The organism is Cupriavidus nantongensis (assembly GCF_041726985.1).
Lineage (GTDB): Bacteria > Pseudomonadota > Gammaproteobacteria > Burkholderiales > Burkholderiaceae > Cupriavidus > Cupriavidus nantongensis_A.
On the sequence record NZ_CP168303.1, the window covers coordinates 2,127,041 to 2,148,725 of the forward strand.

17 protein-coding genes, 2 tRNA genes and 1 pseudogene are annotated in these 21,685 nt (G+C 67.3%); 5 read left to right on the plus strand and 15 right to left on the minus strand.

Annotated features, from left to right (window positions below; all coding sequences use genetic code 11):
• Positions 1-129: 129 nt before the first annotated feature.
• From ACEI37_RS21020 to ACEI37_RS21035, 4 genes and pseudogenes are all read right to left on the minus strand, one after another.
• On the minus strand, positions 130-1,791 hold the full coding sequence (locus ACEI37_RS21020) for an ABC transporter ATP-binding protein (RefSeq protein ID WP_373378013.1): 1,662 nt from the start codon (positions 1,789-1,791) through the stop codon (positions 130-132).
• Positions 1,788-2,924, minus strand: a complete 1,137-nt coding sequence (locus ACEI37_RS21025) for an ABC transporter permease (RefSeq protein ID WP_062800670.1) — start codon at positions 2,922-2,924, stop codon at positions 1,788-1,790. Before ACEI37_RS21025 ends, ACEI37_RS21020 begins: the two co-directional genes overlap by 4 nt.
• Positions 2,921-3,970: a microcin C ABC transporter permease YejB gene (locus ACEI37_RS21030; RefSeq protein WP_092309346.1), complete on the minus strand. Its 1,050-nt coding sequence runs from the start codon at positions 3,968-3,970 to the stop codon at positions 2,921-2,923. The genes ACEI37_RS21025 and ACEI37_RS21030 overlap by 4 nt, the downstream gene beginning before the upstream one ends.
• 51 nt (positions 3,971-4,021) lie before the next feature.
• Positions 4,022-5,990, minus strand: a pseudogene (locus tag ACEI37_RS21035) (extracellular solute-binding protein).
• Positions 5,991-6,199: 209 nt separating this feature from the next.
• Between ACEI37_RS21035 and fabI the strand changes: the two are divergent.
• On the plus strand, positions 6,200-6,988 hold the full coding sequence (gene fabI, locus ACEI37_RS21040) for an enoyl-ACP reductase FabI (RefSeq protein WP_115703742.1): 789 nt from the start codon (positions 6,200-6,202) through the stop codon (positions 6,986-6,988).
• Between the two features lie 95 nt (positions 6,989-7,083).
• Here the strand turns inward: fabI and ACEI37_RS21045 are convergent, their stop codons facing one another.
• The 8 genes from ACEI37_RS21045 to ACEI37_RS21080 form a co-directional block, all read right to left on the minus strand.
• Positions 7,084-8,325: an MFS transporter gene (locus ACEI37_RS21045; RefSeq protein WP_373378014.1), complete on the minus strand. Its 1,242-nt coding sequence runs from the start codon at positions 8,323-8,325 to the stop codon at positions 7,084-7,086.
• Positions 8,326-8,517: 192 nt separating this feature from the next.
• Complete coding sequence (locus tag ACEI37_RS21050; protein ID WP_373378015.1) at positions 8,518-8,967, minus strand: potassium channel family protein; 450 nt, start codon at positions 8,965-8,967, stop codon at positions 8,518-8,520.
• 10 nt (positions 8,968-8,977) lie between these two features.
• Positions 8,978-10,027 carry a DUF2955 domain-containing protein gene (locus tag ACEI37_RS21055; protein ID WP_373378016.1) on the minus strand — a complete coding sequence of 350 codons (1,050 nt, stop codon included), beginning with the start codon at positions 10,025-10,027 and terminating at the stop codon, positions 8,978-8,980.
• A complete protein-coding gene (locus ACEI37_RS21060; RefSeq protein WP_373378017.1) occupies positions 10,017-11,171 on the minus strand; it encodes an HlyD family secretion protein in 1,155 nt (384 codons plus the stop codon). The genes ACEI37_RS21055 and ACEI37_RS21060 overlap by 11 nt, the downstream gene beginning before the upstream one ends.
• A 10-nt stretch (positions 11,172-11,181) precedes the next feature.
• Positions 11,182-12,723 carry an efflux transporter outer membrane subunit gene (locus tag ACEI37_RS21065; RefSeq protein WP_373378018.1) on the minus strand — a complete coding sequence of 514 codons (1,542 nt, stop codon included), beginning with the start codon at positions 12,721-12,723 and terminating at the stop codon, positions 11,182-11,184.
• 17 nt (positions 12,724-12,740) lie between these two features.
• Complete coding sequence (locus tag ACEI37_RS21070) at positions 12,741-13,844, minus strand: AI-2E family transporter (RefSeq protein WP_373378019.1); 1,104 nt, start codon at positions 13,842-13,844, stop codon at positions 12,741-12,743.
• A gap of 299 nt (positions 13,845-14,143) precedes the next feature.
• Positions 14,144-14,220 (minus strand) — tRNA-Arg (locus tag ACEI37_RS21075).
• A gap of 51 nt (positions 14,221-14,271) precedes the next feature.
• On the minus strand, positions 14,272-15,537 hold the full coding sequence (locus ACEI37_RS21080) for a GGDEF domain-containing protein (RefSeq protein WP_373378020.1): 1,266 nt from the start codon (positions 15,535-15,537) through the stop codon (positions 14,272-14,274).
• A gap of 413 nt (positions 15,538-15,950) precedes the next feature.
• Here ACEI37_RS21080 and ACEI37_RS21085 point away from each other — a divergent pair.
• Positions 15,951-16,027: transfer RNA gene (locus tag ACEI37_RS21085), tRNA-Pro, on the plus strand.
• 103 nt (positions 16,028-16,130) lie between these two features.
• Here ACEI37_RS21085 and ACEI37_RS21090 read toward each other — a convergent pair.
• Together ACEI37_RS21090 and ACEI37_RS21095 are read right to left on the minus strand one after the other, a co-directional pair.
• A complete protein-coding gene (locus tag ACEI37_RS21090) occupies positions 16,131-16,868 on the minus strand; it encodes a DNA polymerase III subunit epsilon (RefSeq protein ID WP_373378021.1) in 738 nt (245 codons plus the stop codon).
• 114 nt (positions 16,869-16,982) lie between these two features.
• Positions 16,983-17,504 carry a hypothetical protein gene (locus ACEI37_RS21095; RefSeq protein WP_373378022.1) on the minus strand — a complete coding sequence of 174 codons (522 nt, stop codon included), beginning with the start codon at positions 17,502-17,504 and terminating at the stop codon, positions 16,983-16,985.
• 607 nt (positions 17,505-18,111) lie between these two features.
• Here ACEI37_RS21095 and infA point away from each other — a divergent pair.
• From infA to ACEI37_RS21110, 3 genes are all read left to right on the plus strand, one after another.
• Complete coding sequence (gene infA / locus ACEI37_RS21100) at positions 18,112-18,333, plus strand: translation initiation factor IF-1 (protein ID WP_008641674.1); 222 nt, start codon at positions 18,112-18,114, stop codon at positions 18,331-18,333.
• A gap of 198 nt (positions 18,334-18,531) precedes the next feature.
• The gene (locus tag ACEI37_RS21105; protein WP_240074652.1) at positions 18,532-19,008 is read left to right on the plus strand and encodes a histidine phosphatase family protein; all 477 of its coding nucleotides are present in this window, start codon (positions 18,532-18,534) and stop codon (positions 19,006-19,008) included.
• 158 nt (positions 19,009-19,166) lie between these two features.
• Positions 19,167-20,009: a GNAT family N-acetyltransferase gene (locus ACEI37_RS21110; RefSeq protein WP_373378023.1), complete on the plus strand. Its 843-nt coding sequence runs from the start codon at positions 19,167-19,169 to the stop codon at positions 20,007-20,009.
• A 69-nt stretch (positions 20,010-20,078) separates the two neighbouring features.
• Here the strand turns inward: ACEI37_RS21110 and ppx are convergent, their stop codons facing one another.
• Entirely contained in the window at positions 20,079-21,611 is a 1,533-nt protein-coding gene (gene ppx, locus ACEI37_RS21115; protein ID WP_373378024.1) for an exopolyphosphatase, read from the minus strand.
• Positions 21,612-21,685: the final 74 nt, after the last annotated feature.

Here is a 21,685-nt window from a genome sequence, read left to right on the forward strand (position 1 = left end):
GCGGATTTGGCTTCCGAATCAACGATATAGACCGTTTTTCGCATCTTCTTTATCGGATTAATCCCATGGTTCGATGCTAGCCGGCGCGGTCAGCACTGTCATCGCATTGCAACAGAAAACCCTGCCGAATCACGCCGCACCGACCTGCGCTGCCGCCATCAGCTTGCGCGTATAGGGATGCTGCGGTGCGCCGAGCACCACTTCGGTATCGCCGGCCTCGACCACCTCGCCCGCCTTCATCACGATGACCCGGTGCGCCATGGCGCGGATCACCGCCAGGTCATGGCTGATAAACAGATAGCTGAGGTTGTACTTGTGCTGCAGCTGGGACAGCAGCGCCAGCACCTGCTGCTGGATAGACACGTCCAGCGCCGAGGTCGGCTCGTCCAGCACCAGTATCTGGGGCTTGAGGATCAGCACGCGGGCGATGGCGATGCGCTGGCGCTGCCCGCCCGAGAACTCGTGCGGATAGCGGCCCAGCGCAGTACGGTCGAGGCCGACCTCGCGCAGCGCCTCGATCACGCGCTGGCGCGTGGCCTCGCGCGACAGGCCGGGCTGGTGCAGCGCCAGGCCTTCGCCGACGATCTGCTCGATGGTCATGCGCGGCGCCAGCGAGCCGAACGGGTCCTGGAACACCACCTGCATGCGCGCGCGCAGCTTGCGGCGGTCTTCGCGCGTGGCGTTGTCGAAGCTGCGGCCCAGGAAATGGATGGTGCCCGCGCTCTTGCGCTGCAGGGCCAGCACGGTATGCGCCAGCGTGGTCTTGCCCGAGCCGGACTCGCCGACGATGCCCAGGGTCTCGCCCTCGCGCAGCTGGAAGTCGACATCCTTGACCGCCGCGAACTGGTCCTTGCCAAACCACCCTGCCAGGCCGCGGCGCTTGCGCGCATAACTGACGCCGAGCTTGTTCGCCTCGAGCAGCACCGGCGCCAGCGGCACCAGCGGCAGCACCTCGCGCCGTGGGCGGCTGTCGATCAGCTTGCGGGTATAGGGATGCTGCGGCGACGCGAATACGCTGGCAGTCTCGCCGGTTTCCACCAGCACGCCCTTCTCCATCACGCCGACCCGTTGCGCGAAGGCGCGCACCAGGTTGAGGTCATGGGTGATCAGCATCACCGCCATGCCGAACTCGGCCTGCAGGTCGCGCAGCAGGTCGAGGATCTGGGCGCGGATGGTGACGTCCAGCGCCGTGGTCGGCTCATCGGCCAGCAGCAGCTTGGGCCGGCACGCCAGCGCCATGGCGATCATGGCGCGCTGGCGCTGGCCGCCTGACAGCTGGTGCGGGAAGCTGTCGAAGCGATGCGCGGCGTCGCTGATGCCGGTGCGCTCCAGCAGCGCGATGGCGCGCTCGCGCGCGGCGCGGCGGTCCAGGCCTTCGTGCAGCGCCAGGGTCTCGACGATCTGGTTGCCGATGGTGTACAGCGGGTTCAGCGCCGTCATCGGCTCCTGGAAGATCATCGCGATCTCGGCGCCGCGGATCGCCCGCATCTCGCGGTCGGAGACCTCGAGCAGGTTCTTGCCCTCGAAACGGATCGCGCCATCGTAGTAGGCATCTTCCACCAGCCGCAGCATGGCCAGCGCCGTCACGGTCTTGCCCGAACCCGACTCGCCCACCAGCGCATAGCGCTCGCCGGCGCGCAGGTCGAAGCTGACGTCGCGCACGGCACGGGTGGCATGCTCGCCATGGCCGAAGGTGACCGACAGCTTGTCGACGCACATCAGCATCGATCCCGGCGCGGGCATCGGCGCCGGCTCCACGTCCGGCAAGGTCATCGGCGACACCGCGGTCATGGCGTGGCCTCCGGTGCCGCGCCGGTGGGCGCGCCTGCGGGCACCTTGGGCTCGACGCGGCCGCGCAGCGCGGCCAGGCCCAGCCGGGTATCGAAGGCATCGCGCAGTGCGTCGCCCATGAAGGTCAGCAGCAGCAGCGTCACCACCAGCACCGCGAAGGTCGACAGCGAAATCCACCACGCATCGAGGTTGGCCTTGCCCTGCGCCAGCAGCTCGCCCAGGCTCGGCGTGGTGGGCGGCACGCCCAGGCCGAGGAAGTCGAGGCTGGTCAGCGCCAGGATGGCCGCGCTCATGCGGAATGGCAGGAAGGTGATCACCGGGGTCAGGCTGTTGGGCAGGATATGGCGCCACATGATCTGCACGTTGGACAAGCCCAGCGCGCGCGCGGCCTTGACGTAGTCGAGCGAGCGGTTGCGGTAGAACTCGGCGCGCACGTAGTCGGACAGGCCCATCCAGCCGAACAGCGACAGCAGGATGATCAGCAGCGCCAGGCTGGGCTCGAAGATCGAGGCGAAGATGATCAGCAGGTAGAGCTCAGGCATCGAGCTCCAGATCTCGATGGCGCGTTGCGAGAACAGGTCGAAGCGCCCGCCGAAGAAGCCCATCAGCGCCCCGGTCAGCGTGCCGACCAGCACCCCGATCACGGTCAGCGCCAGCGCGAACAGCACCGACACGCGGAAGCCATACAGCAGCCGCGCCAGCACGTCGCGGCCCCGGTCGTCGGTGCCGAGCCAGTTCTCGGCCGAGGGCGGCGCCGGGTTCGGTTCCTTGGCGAAGTAGTTGAGCGAGTCGTAGGAATACCGGTTCAGCGGAAACACCGCGAAATTGCCATTGGTGGTGATGCGGTCGCGGATATACGGGTCCAGGTAATCGGCCGGCGTGGCGAAATCGCCGTCGAAGGTGGTTTCCGGATAGACCTTGACGATGGGGAAATACCATTCGCCCTTGTAATGCACCACCAGCGGCCGGTTGCTCGACAGCAGCTCCGCGCCCAGGCTGAGCACGAAGATGACGACGAAGATCACCAGGCTCCAGTAGCCGCGCCGGTTGCGGCGAAAACGCTGCCAGGCACGCTGGCGCGGCGACGGCGAATGCGGCAGGCCATTGGGCGCCGCGTGCGAGAACGGTTTCATCGGTGCAAGCCCTCGAAATGGATGCGCGGGTCCACCAGCACGTAGCAGACGTCGGAGATCAGGCGCGTGACCAGCCCGATCAGCGTGAACAGGTAGAGCGTGCCGAGCACCACCGGATAGTCGCGCCGCAGCACCGCTTCATATGACAGCAGGCCCAGCCCGTCGAGCGAGAACAGCGTTTCGATCAGCAGCGAGCCGGTGAAGAAGGCGCCGATGAACGCCGCCGGGAAGCCGGTCACCAGCGGAATCAGGGCATTGCGGAACACATGCTTCCACAGCACGCGGCGCTCGCCCAGGCCCTTGGCGCGCGCGGTCAGCACGTACTGCTTGCGGATTTCCTCGAGGAAGGCGTTCTTGGTCAGCATGGTCACCACCGCGAAGCTGCCCACCACCGACGCCGTGATCGGCAGCACCAGGTGCCACAGGTAGTCCATCACCTTGCCCATCAGCGACAGCTGCTCCCAGTTGTCGGAAGTCAGCCCGCGCAGCGGGAACCACTGCACGAAGGTGCCGCCGCCGAACACCACCAGCAGCAGCACCCCGAGCACGAAGCCGGGAATGGCATAGCCCACCAGCACGATGACGCTGGTCACGACGTCGAAGCGGCTGCCCGCCCGGATCGCCTTGGAGATGCCGAGCGGCACCGATATCAGGTAGGTCAGGAAGAAGGTCCACAGGCCGAGGCTGACCGATACCGGCAACTTGGACTTGACCAGCTCCCACACGCTGCGGTGCTGGAAATAGCTCTGCCCCAGGTCAAACTGGGCAAAGCGCTTGAGCATCAGCAAGTAGCGCTCCAGCGGCGGCTTGTCGAAGCCGTAGAGGGCCTGGATCTCCTTGATCTTGTCGGGGTCGACGCCGCGCCGCCCGCGGTATTCGGCGCCACCGCCGCTGGCTTCGCCAGCGCCGCCGCGCCCTTTCAACTCCATCATCATCTGTTCGACCGGACCGCCCGGCACGAACTGGATCACGACAAAGGTCAGCGTGATGACGCCGACCAGCGTCGGAATCATCAGCAGAATGCGTTTGAGCAGATAGGCAAGCATGGGGGCCGTCTCTTTTCTTGTCCGCGCTGAAGCTGCCAGCGCCTGAGCGCCTCAGCGGGCTTGCGCCTGCACGTCGGTGCGCCACCAGTGGCTGAGGATCCAGCCTTCCGCCGTGTAGAAATACGGCAGCCGCTCCGGATACGCCAGTGTCTTGCGGTAGGCGACCCGGTGCGACGCGCTGTACCAGTTCGGCACGATGTAATAGCCATGCATCAGCACCCTGTCGAGCGCGCGGCCGGCGGTGATCAGCTCCTGCCGGGTATCGGCGCGCAGCACGTTGTCCACCAGCTTGTCGACCACCGGCGACTTCAGCCCGAACAGGTTGTCCGAGCCCGGCGTGCCGGCGGCCTCGCTGGAGAAGCGGTCGCGCAGTTCATTGCCCGGGCTTTGCGAATCGGGGAAGCGGATCGACACCATGTCGAAGTCGAAGTCTTCGAGCCGCTTCTGGTACAGCGCGAAATCCGTGGTGCGCTGGTGCACCTGGATGCCGAGCTTCTCGAGGTTGCGCACGTAGGTGGTGATCACCCGGCTCATGGCGCCGCCGTCGTCGAGGAACTCGAACACCAGCGGCTCGCCCTTGGCGTTGCGCAGCGCGCCGTCGGTATAGGTCCAGCCGGCCTGGGCCAGCAAGCGCCGCGCCAGGCGCAGGTTGTCGCGCAGCGAGCGCGGCGGCGCGGTGCTGGGCTGGACCACGTCCGGGCCGAACACCTCCGGCGGCAGCTGCGCGCGCAGCGGTTCAAGCAGCAGCAGTTCGCCGGGACCGGGACGGCCGTCGAAGGTGGAGCTGGCCGACAGTTCGCTGTTGGAGAACCAGCTGTCCAGGCGCTTGTAGGCGCCGTAGAACAGCTGCCGATTGAGCCACTCGAAATCCAGCGCCAGGATCAGCGCCTGGCGTACGCGCACGTCCTGGAACACCGGCTTGCGCAGGTTCATGACATAGCCCTGCATGCCGGCGCCGTTGCGATGCGGGAACTCGGTCTTGAGCAGTTCACCGTTGCGAAAGCGCGTGCCCTGGTAGCTCTTGGCCCAGTTCTTGGCCTTGTATTCGACGATGGCGTCGAACTCGCCGGCCTTGAAGGCCTCGAGCCGGGCGGTCTCGTCCTTGTACAGGCGGTAGACCACGCGCGCGAAGTTGAAGGTGCCGCGCCGCACCGCGAGATCCCTGCCCCAGTACTTCGGGTCGCGCTGGAAGATGATGCCGCGGCCTGCGTCGAAGCGTTCGATCAGGTAGGGACCGCTGGCCACCGGCGGCTCGAAGGTTAGCTTCTCGAACGGAACCTTGGCGGTCCACTTGCGCGAGAACACCGGCAGCGAGCCGACGATCAGCGGCAGCTCGCGGTTGCGCTGCTTGAAATCGAAGCGCACGGTGCGCTCGCCGTCGAACGGAACCACGTCCACTTGCGCGAGAACACCGGCAGCGAGCCGCCTTCACGGTGCGCTCGCCGGTCACGACCACCGCCTTCACGTCGGTGCACATGCTGCGATAGCCGGGGCTCGAGGCCTTGCTCATCAGCATGTCGTAGGAGTACTTGACGTCCGAGGCCAGCACCGGATCGCCATTGGAAAAGCGCGCCTGCGGACGGATCGTGAAGGTGACCGACAACTCGTCGGGCGCCACCGTGACGTCCTCGGCCAGCAAGCCGTAGGCACTGGCGCTTTCGTCGGCGCTGCTGATCAGCAGCGACTCGAACATCAGCGCGTTCAGGCCGGGCGCGGAGGTCCCCTTCAGCGTGAACGGATTGAACTTGTCGAAACTGGTGCGCCGGTCAGGATTGGCGAGCGTCAGCGTGCCGCCGACCGGCGCGTTGGGATTGGCGTATTCGAAGTGCGAGAAATTCGGCTGGTACTTCAGGTCCCCATGCAGCGCAAAGCCATGCGCCGCCCATGCCGGATCGGAAAAGAGCGAGACCCCCGCCGCCAGCGTCAGCGCCAGCTTCATTGCCGCCCAACCACGCAGTACTGCATCCCGCCGGAAGCACTGCCATGCCGCCTGAAGCGGCCAACGTGCTTGAATAGGCATCCTGTTGGATTCCTCCACTGTCACCTGTGAGGCCCGGCGTTCTGCGGCCGGGCCAAGTATGAGACAATTTTACATGCGTCCGGGGTGGCCCCAGCCATCCGGACATTCCCTCTGCGCGGCGCAATAAAAGGGCCGCAAGACAGCCCGGCACCCGCACGGCCGCACGGCGGACGCACGAAGCGTGCCTGATACACCACCTTGGAGAATTTATGGGATTTCTGGCAGGTAAGCGGATCCTGATCACTGGCTTGCTTTCGAACCGCTCGATCGCCTACGGCATTGCCTCGGCGTGCAAGCGCGAAGGCGCCGAACTGGCCTTCACCTACGTCGGCGAACGGTTCAAGGACCGGATCAGCGACTTTGCCAAGGAATTCGGCAGCGACCTGATTTTCGAATGCGACGTCGGCAGCGACGAGCAGATTGCCGCCACCTTCGCCGCGCTGGGCCAGCGCTGGGAAAAGTTCGACGGCCTGGTGCATTCTATCGGCTTCGCGCCGCGTGAAGCGATCGCCGGCGATTTCCTCGACGGCCTGTCGCGCGAAGGCTTTCGCATCGCCCACGACATTTCCGCGTACAGCTTCCCGGCACTGGCCAAGGCCGCCCTGCCGCTGCTGTCGGACAAGGCCTCGCTGCTGACGCTGACTTACCTCGGCGCCGAGCGCGTGGTCCCCAACTACAACACCATGGGCCTGGCCAAGGCATCGCTCGAAGCCAGCGTGCGCTACCTGGCCTCGTCGGTCGGCCCGCGCGGCATCCGTGCCAACGGCATCTCGGCCGGCCCGATCAAGACCCTGGCCGCTTCGGGCATCAAGGGCTTTGGCAAGCTGCTCGGCCATTTCGAGCAAGCCGCGCCGCTGCGCCGCAATGTCACCATCGAAGAGGTCGGCAACGTCGCCGCCTTCCTGCTGTCGGACCTGGCCAGCGGCGTGACCGGTGAGATCACTTATGTCGACGGCGGCTTCAACGTGGTTGGGGCAAGCGTGGCCGACGCGGAGTAAATCCGGCGCTGGCAACATGCGCAAATAAGAAGGGGGTGCCGATTTGGCACCCCTTTTTTGCTTCGGGATTCCGACGAGGCGCGCACGCCAGCGTGCTACGCCGCGGCGGGTACGCGCCGCTCCATGCTCAGCATCGACCAGGCATAGATCACCAGCCCGCCAAGGGCCAGCAGCAGGCCGACCCAGCCGGTCGATTCCCAGCCGAAGCCGGCGGCAATGGTCAGCCCGCCCAGCCAGGCGCCCAGCGCATTGGCCAGGTTGAAGGCCGAATGGTTGAGCGCCGCCGCCAGCGTTTGTGCATCGCCGGCAACGTCCATCAGCCGGATCTGAAGCGCCGGGCCGAGCGCCACGGCGGTGCCCACCAGCAGCACATTGAAGGCCGCGAGCCAGGCATGCGACGCGGTAAGCGTAAAGGCGCCCAGCACCAGCGCGGTCCAGACCAGCACGCCGCCCACCGTAGGCATCAGCGCCTTGTCGGCGAGCCTGGCGCCGGCCAGGTTGCCCGCCACCATGCCGATGCCGAACAGCGCCAGCACCACCGGGATGCCGGCCGCCGGCATATGCGCCAGTTCCAGCATGGTCGGCTTGATATAGCTGAACACCGAAAACATGCCGCCAAACCCGATCGCACCGATGCCCAGCGTCAGCCACACTTGCTTGCGCCCGAGTGCGGACAGCTCGCGCAGCGGGCTGGCACGCCGGTCGGCCGGCACGAACGGCACCCAGCGCCAGACCAGCAGCGCCGTCAGCGCGCCGAGCGCGCCCACGATCACGAAGGCCGAACGCCAGCCCAGCCAGGTGCCGACCGCGGCCGCGATCGGCACGCCGACCAGCGTGGCGGTAGTCAGGCCCAGCATCACCAGCCCCACCGCCTGCGCGCGCCGCTCGCGCGGCACCAGGCTGGCCGCGACCAGCGCCGCGACGCCGAAGTACGTGCCATGCGGAAAGCCCGTGAGCAGGCGCGCCACCATCATCGACAGGTACGACGGCGCCAGCGCGCTGGCGATATTGCCGGCGGCAAACACCGCCATCAGGGCGATCAGCAGGTTGCGCCGCGGCCAGCGCGCGCCCAGCACCGCCAGCAGCGGCGCGCCGACCACCACGCCGAGCGCATAGGCGCTGATCAGGTGGCCGGCTTGCGGGATCGAGATGCCGAGGTCGGTCGCGGCATCGGGCAGCAGGCCCATGATGACGAACTCGCCGGTGCCGATGGCAAAGCTGCCGACGCCGAGTGCCAGCAGTGGCAGCCGGCCGGATGGCTTGGGATCGTGGGAAGACAGGGAAGCGTCGGCGTCGCGGTCGGGATCCGCGGCGGATTGTGCATGTGGGGCGGCCATGTACAGGATTTGCAGGGTTCAACGAAATGCCGCCCGCTGACGGGCGAGGTAGTCCTCGCCTCTGATCGATCCAGCGTGCTCCTGTGCGGCGCGCAGGCCGTATTGTGCGGCAAAACCGCGAATCCTGCCGGCGCCGGCACGGCACCATGGCAGCACCGCGACGCGCCCGGACCAGGGCGCGGCAACCTTGCGCTATGGCTCGGCGTCCCCGCCCAGGCTAGCCATGTTGTGCTTGATCACCTCCAGCACCGCCGCCGTCATCACGGAACTGGAGACCCCGAACATCAGGATGCCGTTGGCCGCCTCCAGCGGACCCAGCAGGCGCCATGCGGGCGACATGACGATGTCCCCATAGCCCAGCGTGGCAAAGTTGACGCCCGAGTGATACAGCGCGGTGGCGAAATCCGCGAACTCGCCCAGCAGCATGAAGAGGATGGCCCAGATCGCCATCTGGACGAAGTTGCCGATCAGCGTCAGCACCATCACCACCGACAGCAGCAGTATCTCCTGGCCCAGCGACATGCGCCCGTGCCGCCCATGCCTGGAGCGCGCGTAGTAGCGCAGGCAGACGGCCACAAACACCGCCTGCAACAGCAGGCAGACCAGCATCACGGGAAGGCCGACCGCCAGGTTGCGCAGCATGATCGCGCCTTCACCCAGACAATTGCCGCGCGCCGCGGGGCTGATCGAGCCATGCGACCATCAGCCAGGCATACAGCGTGACGCCGACAAACAGGCCCATGCGCACCGCAAAGGCGGTATAGACGTCCTTCCCGACGGCGCTGTCCTGCACGGACTGCCCCAGCAGGATAATCAGCGTCACGAGGGTATTGACCCAGAAACCTGGCGAGTACCGCGACGGGCTCAGGCCATACAGCTTGCGCCCCACCAGCAGGCCGAACAGCAGCATCCACAGGAAGTACATCCACAAATGCACGAACAGGCTGAGCGCGCTCCAGAACAGGATCGCCAGCACACCGCCAAGCAGGGTCGAGCCCAGCAGTTCCCGCCCCGCGCCGCGCGCTGAGGTGGTGCAGGCTTGCCGGCCCAGCGTGGCCGCCTTCATGATGACCGGCAGGTACGCCGCCGGATCGTTCAGCGCGAGCAGGAATGCCGGCATGACCACCAGCGCGGCGCGCAGCGCGATCCGGGCGGCCTGGTCTTCCGGCAGGTCCGCCGGTGCAGGCGGCGCGCTCGCGCCAGCCGGTTCTGGAAACAGCCAGTGGCCAAGCCCCAGCGCCATCAGGGCGACCAGCAACCCCTTGACCAGCGCTTCGATCACCGTGACCGCCAGTCCGAAATCGAAGGTCCCTGCCGCCGAAATCATGGTCAGGCCCACCACCAGGAACGTCGACACCAGCCCGTTGCCGCCGCGCAATCCGTAGCGAAAGGCCAGGAACAGGCACAGGCCGACCAGCAGCACGCCACTGGCAGGGTAATAGCTCAGCATGGGGATCAGCAGCAGGCCGATGCCGGTGGTCAGCATCACCACCAGTGCCAGTGCCAGCCCCGCTCCGAGCGACATCGGCCGGTTGAGCGTCGCCAGCAGGAACACGCCGAGCACCGGCGCGACCATGGGGACCGGCAGGGCCAGTCCGAAGCTGGTCGCCAGGCACAGCGCGGTGCCGCTGGCCAGGCGCAGGCAACGTCGGCTGCGTGGATCGCGTGCGGACCATGGCGGCGCCTGGCTGTCAGTAGACATAGGAAAGCCAACCCATCAGGTACAGGAACAACCGACCAAGCGGATTGAGCGGGTTGCCCTCGGTGGGAAACGCCATGACCTCGGCCTGCCCGCCCACGCGAATGCCGTGCAGCGCGGCAAGCTCGCCGCGGTCGAACTCGACAACGACCGGGAAGCGTTGCGCCGGGCGCAGCCAGTCACGACTGTTCTGAACCGTCGGCAAGCTGCCTGGCGGTGCGCTCGGCCCGACATTGACGCCGTAGCCGACACTGCGCACCCGGCCTTCGAAGACTCTGCCCGGCAAGGCATCCAGCACGATGGCAACCGGCGTGCCGGGCTCGACGCGGCCGAGGTTGTTTTCGGTCATTTCGGCGCTGACCCACACATCGTGGATGGCGATCAGCGTCATGACCGGATTGCCGGCCGCGGCAAACTGGCCAACATCGGTGCGCAGGTCGGTGACCAGCCCGGCGGCGCGCGCCCGCACCTGCGTATTGGCCAGGTCCAGCTCGGCCTTTTCCAGCGCCGAGGCGGCGCTGCGCAGCTTGGCGTTGTCTGCGTCGCTGCCGCCCTCCTGCTCGCGCGCACGCTGAACCTCGGCCCTGGCGGCGGCGACCTGGCTGACGGCCTGCTCCAGGCTGGCCCGCGCCACCTCCAGGCGCCGCAGCGAAATGGTGCCGGGGTCCTCGCGGTACAGCCGCTCGAGGCGCTCGCTATCCTGTCGCGCCTTGACTTCGTTGGCACGGGCCGCGCGCAACGATGCCTGCGCCGAGTCGATGCCTGCCGTGCTGGCCCCGATCTGCCGGCGCGTCGACTCCAGTTCGGCGCGGGCGCGGTCCACGGCGATGCGGTAGTGCTGGACATCCACCTCGAACAGCACCGTGCCCGCCGCAACGTCCTGGTTGTTGCGCACGTGCACCTTGGTCACGCGGCCGGACACTTCCGCGGCCACCGGCACCACGAAGGCCTGCACCCGCGCTTGTTGCGTGTACGGGGTCAGGCGGTCAGCCAGCAGGTACCAGGCGAGACTGATCACGATCACCAGCAGCACCCAGCGCACGCCCTTCTTTGACGTGTCGGCCGCGGGCGCCGGCGGCGCTGGCGGCGCTGGTGCGGGGGTGGGCGAGACCGCGGGCGCTGCGGAGGGTTGCGGGGTGTCGTTCATCGGCACTCGCTCAGGGGTTACTGCTACCTGACAGGGAAACTGGCGCCGGACCTGGCTCATCCAGCAGGGTGCCCCAGTCAGTACGTTGCCGCATCTGCTCGCGCGTGGCGGCGTCGAGCAGCGGCTGCTCGCTAGACCAGCCGCCCCCGAGCGCCTTGTACACGGCGATCAGGTCGCTGACGGCATTGCTGCGGTTGACCACGTAGGCATCCTGCTGGGCCGCCAGCGCGCGCTGCGCATCCAGCACGCGCTGGAAGTCCGAATAGCCCTCGCGGTAAAGCGCGTTGGCCAGCGTCAGCGAACGCCTCGCGGCCTGCGCGCTGTCGCGCAGGATCTGCTCGCGCTCTAGTGCCTTGATCAGCGCGCTCGCGGCGTCGTCGGCTTCGCGCGCCGCCTGCCGCACGGCATCCTGGTAGGCGACGATCAGCTGCTGCAGCCTGGCGTCCTGCACGCGCACGGTGTTCTTGATGCGGCCATAGTCGAACACATTCCAGCGCAGGCTCGGCCCGCCGACCAGCGCCAGGCTGTTGGGCGTGCCCGCCAGTGTGCTGGCGGACCAGACAATGCTGCCCAGCAGCGTCAGCGACGGATAGAGATCGGCCTCGGCCACACCGATCAGCGCCGATTGCGCGGCGATCTGCAGCTCGGCGGCGCGGATATCCGGACGGCGCTGCAGCAGGCTGGCTGGCACGTCCTGCAGCACGGCGCGATCGATCAGCGGAATCGCGCCTTCCTGGCCGGCCAACTCCGGCAATTCCGGCAAGGCTCCCGGCGGGTGGCCGATCAGCACCGCCAGGGCATTGCGGGTGCGCGTGATCTGGCTTTCAAATTCCGGGATCGTGCTGAGGGTGCCCAGGTACTGCGTCTTCGCTTGTTGCAGGTCGAGCTCGTCGGTCTCGCCGCTCTTGAACAGGCGCTCGGTGATTTCAAGGCTGCGCCGCTGCAGCGCCGCGTTGTCGCGGGCGATGCGCAGGCGCGCCTCGGCCGTGCGCAAGGCAAAGTAGGTCTCCGCCACCTGGGCGCGCAGCAGCACCAGCACATCCTCGCGGTTGGCGCGGGCCGCAAAGTAAGCGGCATCGGCGGACTCGATGGCGCGGCCGAAGCGCCCCCAGAAATCCAGCTCCCAGCCGATGTCGAACCCGGCGCTGTATTGCCAGAAGCGACTGTTCTGCGGATTGCGGCCACCGGACTGCCGGCGCTCCGTGTACAGGACATCGGCGCTCGCCTGCTGCAATTGCGGGAAGCGCCCGCTGCGCGCAATGCCCAGTTGGGCCCGCGCTTCCATCACGCGCAGGCCGGCGATCTTCAGGCCGGCATTGTGCGCATCGGCTTCGGCGATCAGCCGTTCTAGCGCCGGGTCACCGAAGACCTGCCACCACGCGCGGACGTCGGGCAGGGCTCGCTGCAGCGTAGCCTGCTCGAGCGCCGGGCTGCGCCACTGCTGCGTCCACGGCTGCTGCTGTGGCTGGAAATCCGGCCCGAGGCGCGCGCAGCCCCCCACGCAGCAGGCGGCGACCAGCATTGCGCGCAGAGGACGGTGCCGGCGCGTCATGGGCGGCCCGGATGGCTTCAGATCTGTTGCTGGCCGCCAGGCTCGGTCTGCGGCGGCGGATCTTCCACCCATTGCCAGAACAGCTGATAGCCGACCGCCAGCACCACCGGGCCGATGAACAGGCCGATCACGCCGCCGGTCACCATTCCGCCCAGCGCACCGATCAACACCACCGGCATCGGCACGTCGACGCCACGACCGAGCAACAGCGGCTTGAGCACGTTATCGGCCAGCCCGGCCACGAAGACATAGATGGAGAAGACGATGGTAGCCACGCTGGCACCTTCGCTGGCAAATACATAGATGATCACCGGCACGGTGATCAGCGTGGCCGGCAGCTGTGCGATGCCCAGCAGCAGCACGGCCATGGCCAGCACGCCCGCGGCCGGGACGCCCTTGATCACGAAGGCAACGCCGATCAGCAGCATCTGGATAAAGGCGATGCCGACCACGCCCTGGGCCACCGCGCGTATGGTCGCCGTGCACAGCGAGGCAATGCGCTGGCCCCGCTCCGGGCCAAACACACGCGCGGCAATCTGCACGGCGCTGCGGTTGCCGGCCTCGCCGTAGGCCATGAAGATGCCCCCGATAATCAACGCGAAGATGAATATCAGCAGCCCCTTGCCGACGCCCGCGGCGGCGCCGAGCACGCCCAGGCTGATTTCCCTGACCTGGGGCGCATGGGCCTGGATGACGCCGGTCAGATCGGAGGCGGCCTGCAGCCAGACGTCGTAGAGGCGCTGACCTACCAGCGGCCAGCTGGCGACGGATTCGGCCGGTGGCGGGATATGCAAGCCCTCTTTCTTGACCATGTCCATGGCACTGGCAATCGAGTCGACCATGGCGGCGCCCAACAGGTATGCCGGCAGCGCGATGATGGCAATGGCGACCAGGACAATCAGCGTGGCGGCGCGTCCGTCCTTGTTGCCCAGCCTGCGCCTGAGCCTGAGCTGCAGCGGATAGATGGTCACGGCCAGGATCACCGACCAGACAATGAGGTCGAGAAAGGGCCGGAATATCTGGAAGCAGAAGATCGCCAGCACCGCGATCAGCCCCGCGCGGATCAGCACATCGAGTAGTCCGCGCGACAGCATGCGTTCCGAAGTGGGCGTAGGCATCATCGCTTGTCTCCCTGCAGATCATCACCAAGACCCAGGACCGGCAACCTCGCCGCCGCGCATTCGGCAGGTCAGGTTAAGTACTGACCGCTTGGACGAATGAAATCCAGTCTAGATGAGGGGTGAGGCCCGGACAACCTCAAAAGGTATGCCTATCGCTACATGGCATCCATGCGTTGCGATATGGCTTGGCGACTGGCCTTGGACAACCCATGGGAAACCGCAGGATGGCGCCGGGATGATGCCGGCGAAGCGGCAGGGACTGGATCCGGGACGATTTGGTGACCCGAATCCCTGGGCTTTGGCGCGTCCTAGAGGATTCGAACCTCTGACCGCTCGCTTAGAAGGCGAGTGCTCTATCCAACTGAGCTAAGGACGCGAAGGCGTGCATTCTACCGCAGCGCCCGGAGGCGGTGACAAGCGATGCGCCTCAAGACGCCGCGCGGGGCTGGCCGCGCGTGACGTAGCGGCCGGCGCCGGCAGAGTCTGAGGCCGGTTCCGCGGCATCGCTGCCGGCCGGGTGCAGCGACACGCAGTTGCGCCCCGTCAGCTTGGCGTCATACAGCGCGCGGTCCGCACGACGCATCAGCGCATCGGCGCCTTCGCCTGGCTGGTGCGCGGCCACGCCGATGCTGACGGTATAGGCAATCGGATCGGGTTCCGACGGGCACGGCGTGGCACGCACCGCCGTGGCGAGCCGCAGGCACGCAAGCCGCCCGGTCTCCAGCGGGGTGTCCGGCATCACGATGGCGAATTCCTCCCCACCCAGGCGCCCCGCCAGGTCGCCATGGCCGAGCGTCTTGCGCAGCAGGCCGGCAAAGTGCCGCAGCACGCTGTCGCCGGCCAGGTGGCCATAGACATCGTTGATGGCCTTGAAGTGATCGAGGTCGACAAACGCGACCGTCATCGGCTTGCGCTGCCGCTCGGCCTGCAGGCAGGCGGCCTCCAGTTCCTCCCAGAAAGCGCCGCGCAATAGCACATCGGTCAGGTCGTCATGGCGCGCGCGCCGCTCCAGCATGCGGCGCAGCCGGTCGTGCGCCATCAGTGCAAAGCTGACCGACACCCCGACCAGCGCAAAGACGTTGAACACGGCCAGCTCGCCGTCCCACGGCATCGGCCGCGGCCACGCGCCGCCCTGCGCCATCGCTGCCAGCGGCCGCAGCACGATCCAGGCATTGATGGCCGCCGCGGCGATGGTGATCGCCGCCAGCGACCACGCCGCCAGCCGGCCGGTGCCTCGCGTGGCCGGCACCGACGGCACCACGCTGAGCGCGAGGTCCAGCAGCAGCACGATATGGCAGGCGCTCAGGACCGGCGCCAGATCGGGCAATGCCACCGCCGTGGCCAGGTAGCGCGGTGCCAGGTCGCCCCAGGCTACCGCTGCCGCGGCCGCAAGGTTCAGCCCCAGCAGGCCCGCGGCGCGGCCGGGCCGTTGCGCAAAGTGCCGCGCGCCCACCGCCATCACCGACAGCGCGGCGAGCAGCGCCAGGTCGGTCGACTCCGGCACCAGCCACATCGGCCGCAATGCCTGCACCGCCGCCAGCGCCGCGGCAAAGGCCGCCAGCACGCTGCCCAGCGCCCAGGATGTCAGGCCGCTGCGCTCCATGCCCGACGACCGGCGCAACACCACGCAAACCACCGCCATCTGCAAGGCAAACAGCCCCGCGATGAGCACAACCACGTGCGACTGAAACATCTTTATTCCCGTCCAAGGCAAGCAGCGGCGCTCCGCGTGCCACCGCGCTTCCCTGCATGTTTTGCCGATCCTGTGCCGGATCGTTGTGATCGAATGCCGCATTTCCTGTTTCAGGCCGCCCGTGCCGCCATTGGGCGGACGCAGACAGACCGAGCCGCTCGCCCAGGGCGGGGAGCGCCGTTCTTGTTGTGGTGATCAGGTCAGTCCGGAAGGAAATACGCGAAACCGGGCGTTCCCAACAGCACGCCGGTCGGACTGGAGCGGTGTGCGGATTATCGCAGCGCGCAAACCCAAGTCAAGACAAAGCGCCCCCGCCAGAAGGGGGAGCATCGCGGCGCACCCGCCCGGCTCGGAACCGGCGACATCAGCGCCGATTGACCGTGGCTCGCCGACGCGGCTACAATGGCCGGCTTCGGAGCGTAGCGCAGCCTGGTAGCGCATCTGATTTGGGATCAGAGGGTCGTAGGTTCGAATCCTATCGCTCCGACCAGAAATACCCAACGGAAACAACGGCCTGGATCGGGAGATCCGGGCCGTTTTTCTTTGCCGGCCCGCTTGCGCAACGGCACCCATGTGGCGCCTGCAACGGCCTCTCACCACGGGAACAAGTCCGGCCAGATCACCGCGCCGGCGCACAGCATCAGTATCACGGCCGCCATCACCAGCCCCCGACCGGGGCCATGCTGGCTGGCTTCGACTTGCGGCATCCAGGAAGGCGGGGCCTGCGGCGGCGCCAGGAGCGGCGGAGCCGGCGCGCTGCCCGGGTGCGGGGCGGCGCTCATCGCGAAATCGGCTTCTGCCAGCAGGAAGCCCATCGGCGTCGCCTGCTGGGTGGCGCCGATCGGCCGGAACAGCAGCTTGGACAGCGCCAGGCAGTCATCCAGAGCCACCTGAGGCCGGGGACGGAAGATATGCAGGTGTTCGCACAGCGTATCGAGCTTGTGGTTGGCGGCGTGGAAATACTGGGACCATCGCACCTGCCGCACCGAGCAGCGCCAGCGCTTGTGCTGGATGCCGGGCAGCACTTTCTCCAGCATCCTGGCGTTGAAGGCGGCGCCGTGGGCCACCAGCACCTCGGCCTCGTCGACGATGGCGCGGATGGCGCCGAGGTCGAAGCGGCGCCCGCGCAGCATGTCGGCGGTCAGCCCGTGGGTATCGGTGGCGGCCGCGCTGATCGGCACGGTCGGCTCCTGCGAACCGTAGTACTCCGCCACTTCACGCAGCAGGCCGCCGGCGCGCGGCGACACCTCGACCAGCAACAAGCCGATGCTGACGGGCTCATCGGCTGGCGTGAGCCCGGTGGTTTCGGTACTGACGATTGCGACCCGCATGGGCACTCCGGTGTGACTGTGCGCGGACCTGCCAGGCGCCAGCCGCTATGGTCGTTTGCCTCTAGCGTAGTGCGAGCGCGTTAATCGTCATATCAACCAGATGGGCTAAACGGTTCAGGCGGGGGGCTGCGCCTCCGCCCCGCCGCGCCGCCGTTCCAGGTTGCAGTACACGTCGGCCGCGACCAGTCCGAACAGCGCATGCGCGAACAGGCTCTCCCAGCCGCGCGCTTCGTCGAACCAGTTCATGTAGCGTCCCAGCACATAGAAGTTGACCAGGTACACCACCACGCCAAATACGATGCCGACCACCGAGGCCAGGCCCAGGCTGGTGTCCAGCCGGAACGACGACAGAATCAGCGCCAGCGCCGCCGCCAGGATGATCGACAAGGCAAAATGCACCGTGCCCGCGGCCAGCACGATGGTCCAGTTGAAGGCATCGGCCGACAGCGCCTCACGGCCGAGGATGATGGCAGCGACCATTTTGACGGTGCCCCAGGCGCCCTGGTACAGCAGAAAGCGCGCGGTCAGCAGCTCCAGCACCATGTAGACCGCGCCCGCAATCAGCCCCGCCAGTACCGCAGCGCGCCAGTCGGGACGGCAGCGGACAAAGCGGTGCGATTCCAGATGGAGTTCCATGGCAGTCTCCTTGCGAGATCCGGCCGGCACGGCCGTACGCGTTAGTTCTAGCTCATATGGCACAAATACCAAACGGACCGCGACCCCGTTTGCGACTTTATCGCCATTTTGTTGCGCCAGGACCGAGGCAGGTGCAACCGGCGCGGCGGCAATGCTGCATCCGCGTACGTGATACAATGTCGGAGTAGCCCCCGGGGTGTCCGAGCATCCCTGTAACCGGGCGTTCTCACCAGCGCGCTCTCGCTAATGAACAGCAGCGAGCGAACAGCAGCCGCCGGCGCGGGCCATCCGCGACGACACCGAACTGGCGAACCACCGGGTACACCTGCCCGCCTGCTCCGCGAAGCACACGGCCTCTCCGGCTGTCAGCGACCAGGTTTTCGCCCAAGCAATCCGCGCCCGCAGGGCGACACCGCTGACGCCGCAGATTGATCCGGTCACGCAGGCGCCAGCCGCCGAGCATGTGTGCCCTGCGCCCGACCGCCTCAAGTGCGATTGGCCGTATCGGTACAAGGTGCAGCGGTTGGGCGAGTTGCGGGCGAACCGAACAGATTTTTTGAAAACGTAACCACTGCAGCCTTCGCGGGCTGCCGAAAAGGAAGACAGATTGGCTAAGGAAGAACTCATTGAATTTGGCGGCGTGGTGTCGGAAGCCCTGCCTGACAACCGCTATCGTGTCACGCTGGAAAACGGCGTTGAAATCTGGGCATACGCTTCGGGCAAGATGCAGAAGCACCGCATCCGCATCCTGGCCGGCGACCGCGTGACCCTGGAAATGTCGCCCTACGACCTGACCAAGGGGCGCATCAACTTCCGCCACAAGTCCTGAGTTTCCCGACGGCGCCGATGGCAACGCAGTGCCATCGGCGCCGCCGCTGTATTGCGCCGACGCGCTGTCACGCCGCTGACACCGCGCCCGGAGACACTTGCGGGCTGCCCTGACCGGCAGCCCGCTTTTGTTTGCGCCGCGCTTGCGCCGGTCGGGCCGCTTCACCATACTCGAAGCACGCTCATTGCCCCGTCCGACATGAACCTGATCCTGTGGCGCCATGCCGAAGCCGAAGACCTGCCCGACGCCCTCAGCCTTAGCCGCCATGCCGATCTGCAGCGCCCGCTGACGCGCCGCGGCCGCAAGCAGGCCGAAGCCTCGGCCAAATGGCTACGGGCCCACCTGCCAGCCGATACCCGCATCCTGTGCAGCCCCGCCGTGCGCGCCCGCGAAACGGCGGCGGCGTTGACCGGCGACGCGCAAATCCTGGATGCCCTCGCCCCCGGCGCCGACGTCAGCGCCGTGCTGGCCGCGGTCGAATGGCCGGAGCGCCCCGAGCATGTGGTGGTGGTCGGCCATCAGCCGTGGATCGGCCGCGTCGCCAGCCTGCTGCTGGCGGGCACCGAAATGGACTGGAGCGTGCGCAAGGGCGGCGTCTGGTGGCTGACCGGCCGTACCCGCGAAAGCGAAGCCCAGACGGTGCTGCGCGCGGTCATCAACCCCGAATTCCTCTAAGACCGGCCGGGGGTGCGGCACCGGCCGGCGTGCCCCTGGAGTCATCCCGGACCGCCCCGGGTGTCGAAGTCACGCAACCGTCATCGCCGGGTCACGGCATTGTCACCGGCCCTCACTACATTGCATCGCAACAGTTTCGTCACCAAAAGGACATACTGATGCGAGATCTGCCGACGCCTACCCAGCCGCTCTTCGACTCTCTGCCCAATGGCCTCGGCGGCCAGACGGCGCGGAGGCGTCTTCATCGCCCATCGGATACACCGGCACATGAGTCGCCTGTTCTCAGCGTGGCGTGGGCGCGCCACCAGGATGAAGTAGTCGAGGCCCAGCGCCTGCGCTACAAGGTCTTTGCCGAGGAAATGGGTGCGCGCCTGACGTCTTCGGTGCCCGAACTGGACATCGACATGTTCGATGCCTACTGCGACCACCTGATCGTGCGCGACATGGCCACGTTGCGCGTGGTCGGCACCTACCGCGTGCTGCCGCCGCACCAGGCCAAGCGCCTGGGCTGCCTGTACGCCGAGTCGGAATTCGACCTGGTGCGCCTGTCGCACCTGCGCCCCAAGATGCTGGAACTGGGCCGCTCGTGCGTGCACCGCGACTACCGCTCCGGCAGCGTCATCATGGCGCTGTGGGGCGGACTGGGCGAGTACCTGCAGCGCTGGGGCATCGAGTCGATGCTGGGCTGCGCGAGCGTGCCGATGAGCGACGGCGGCCACTACGCGGCCAGCCTCCACCGGCTGTTCACCGAGCGCTCGCTGGCACCGATCGAGTACCACGCCTTCCCGCGCCTGCCGCTGCCGGTGGAAGACCTGAACCAGCAGCTGCAGGTCGAGCCGCCCGCGCTGATCAAGGGCTACCTGCGCCTGGGCGCGAAGATCTGCGGCCAGCCCGCCTGGGACCCGGACTTCAACGTGGCCGACTTCCTCACGCTGCTGCGCGTGAACGACATGAATCCGCGCTACGCCCGCCACTTCCTGGGGCTGAACAACGCCGCCTGAGCGGCGTCCCCGCCCCAATGCCCTTCCGGTCACGGCCGCCGCATCGGCGGCCGGTCGACCGCTTCCCTCTCAGTCGTAAATCACCTTGTAGCGCTTGCCGATGCGCTGCCACTCGTCGGCTTCCTGCGCCAGGCTGTATTCGATCAGCGGATTGGCGTCGATCCACGCCTTCGGCAGGCGCACGGTGAAGCCTTCGTCCAGCGCTTCCGCCAGCTGTGTGACGCGGATGTCCGGCAGCGCCACGTCCGAGCGGCGCCGGCACAGCACAAAGGCCAGGCGCAGGCTGAACAGCATGCGCCAGTCGACAAACTTGCCGCTGCCCGACAGCTTGCCCAGCTTGCCCGCATGGCCCAGCAGCAGCGTCGCCAGCCGCGCCTGGTCGGTCTTGGAAAAGCCCGGCATGTCGGCATGCGTGGCGATGTAGGCGGAATGCTTGTGGTAGCCGCTGTGCGAGATCGACATGCCGATCTCATGCAGGCTCGCGGCCCAGCCCAGTAGCGCCAGGTTGTCCTCGCGCCGTTCGTTGGCCGGGTCCGGAAACTGTGACAGCAGCGTCTGCGCGGTGCGCCGCACGCGGCTGGCCTGGGCCCGGTCGACGCCGTAGCGGCGCATGAACTGGTCCACCGTGACCGTGCGCATGTCCTCATGGTGACTGCGTCCGAGCAGGTCGTACAGCACGCCCAGGCGCAGCGCGCCGTCGGTCACGTCCATGCGCTCGATATCGAGTTCGGCAAATACGCCAAGCATGATCGACAAGCCGCCCGGCAGCACCGGGATGCGATCCGGCTTGAGGCCGGTCAGCTTGACGCGATTGGTGTTCTCGGCCTTGATCAGGGCACGCTTGAGGCGCTCCAGCCCTTCGCGCGTGATGCCGTGCTCGGCATTGCTGTCGTTCATGCCGTTGAGTTCGATCAGCTCGGCCAGCGCGCGCGCGGTGCCCGACGAGCCCACCGCCTGTTCCCAGCCGGCGGCACGGTACTGGCGCACCAGCACCTGGATTTCGCGGCGTGCGGCCAGCTCGGCCTGCTTCATCGCGTAGTCGTCGACATTGCCGCTGGGGAAGAACTGGCGGCTGTGCGATACGCAGCCGATATACAGGCTTTCCATCAGCTTGGACTGGTAGCCGTTGCCGATGATGAACTCAGTCGAGCCGCCGCCGATATCGACCACCAGGCGGTTGCCCTGGCAGGCCGGCGCATCGTGCGAGGCGCCCAGGTAGATCAGCCGCGCCTCCTCGCGCCCGGCGATCACTTCGATCGGGAAGCCCAGCGCGCCTTCGGCCTCGATCAGGAACTCGGACGCGTTCTTTGCGACCCGCAGCGTATTGGTGGCAACCGCGCGCACCTGGCCTGGCGCGAACTCGCGCAGGCGGTCGCCGAAGCGCCGCAGTGCATCGATGCCGCGCCGCCGCGCGGGCTGGTCCAGGTATTTGTCGGGTGTCAGCCCGGCCGCCAGCCGCACCGGCTCGCGCAGCGCGTCCACCTGAAAAATCTGGCTGGCGGGGCCATTGGCCGTCGGGGTTTCGTCCACCCGCCCGATCATCAGGCGGAAGCTGTTCGAGCCCATGTCGACGGCGGCCAGCAGGCGTGGAGTGTTGTTCATTGTGTGCTTGGAGGGCAGGTTCGCATTGGCGTTGCGAAGCACGGCAGGGACACGCTGGTGCCAGCACCTGCCGC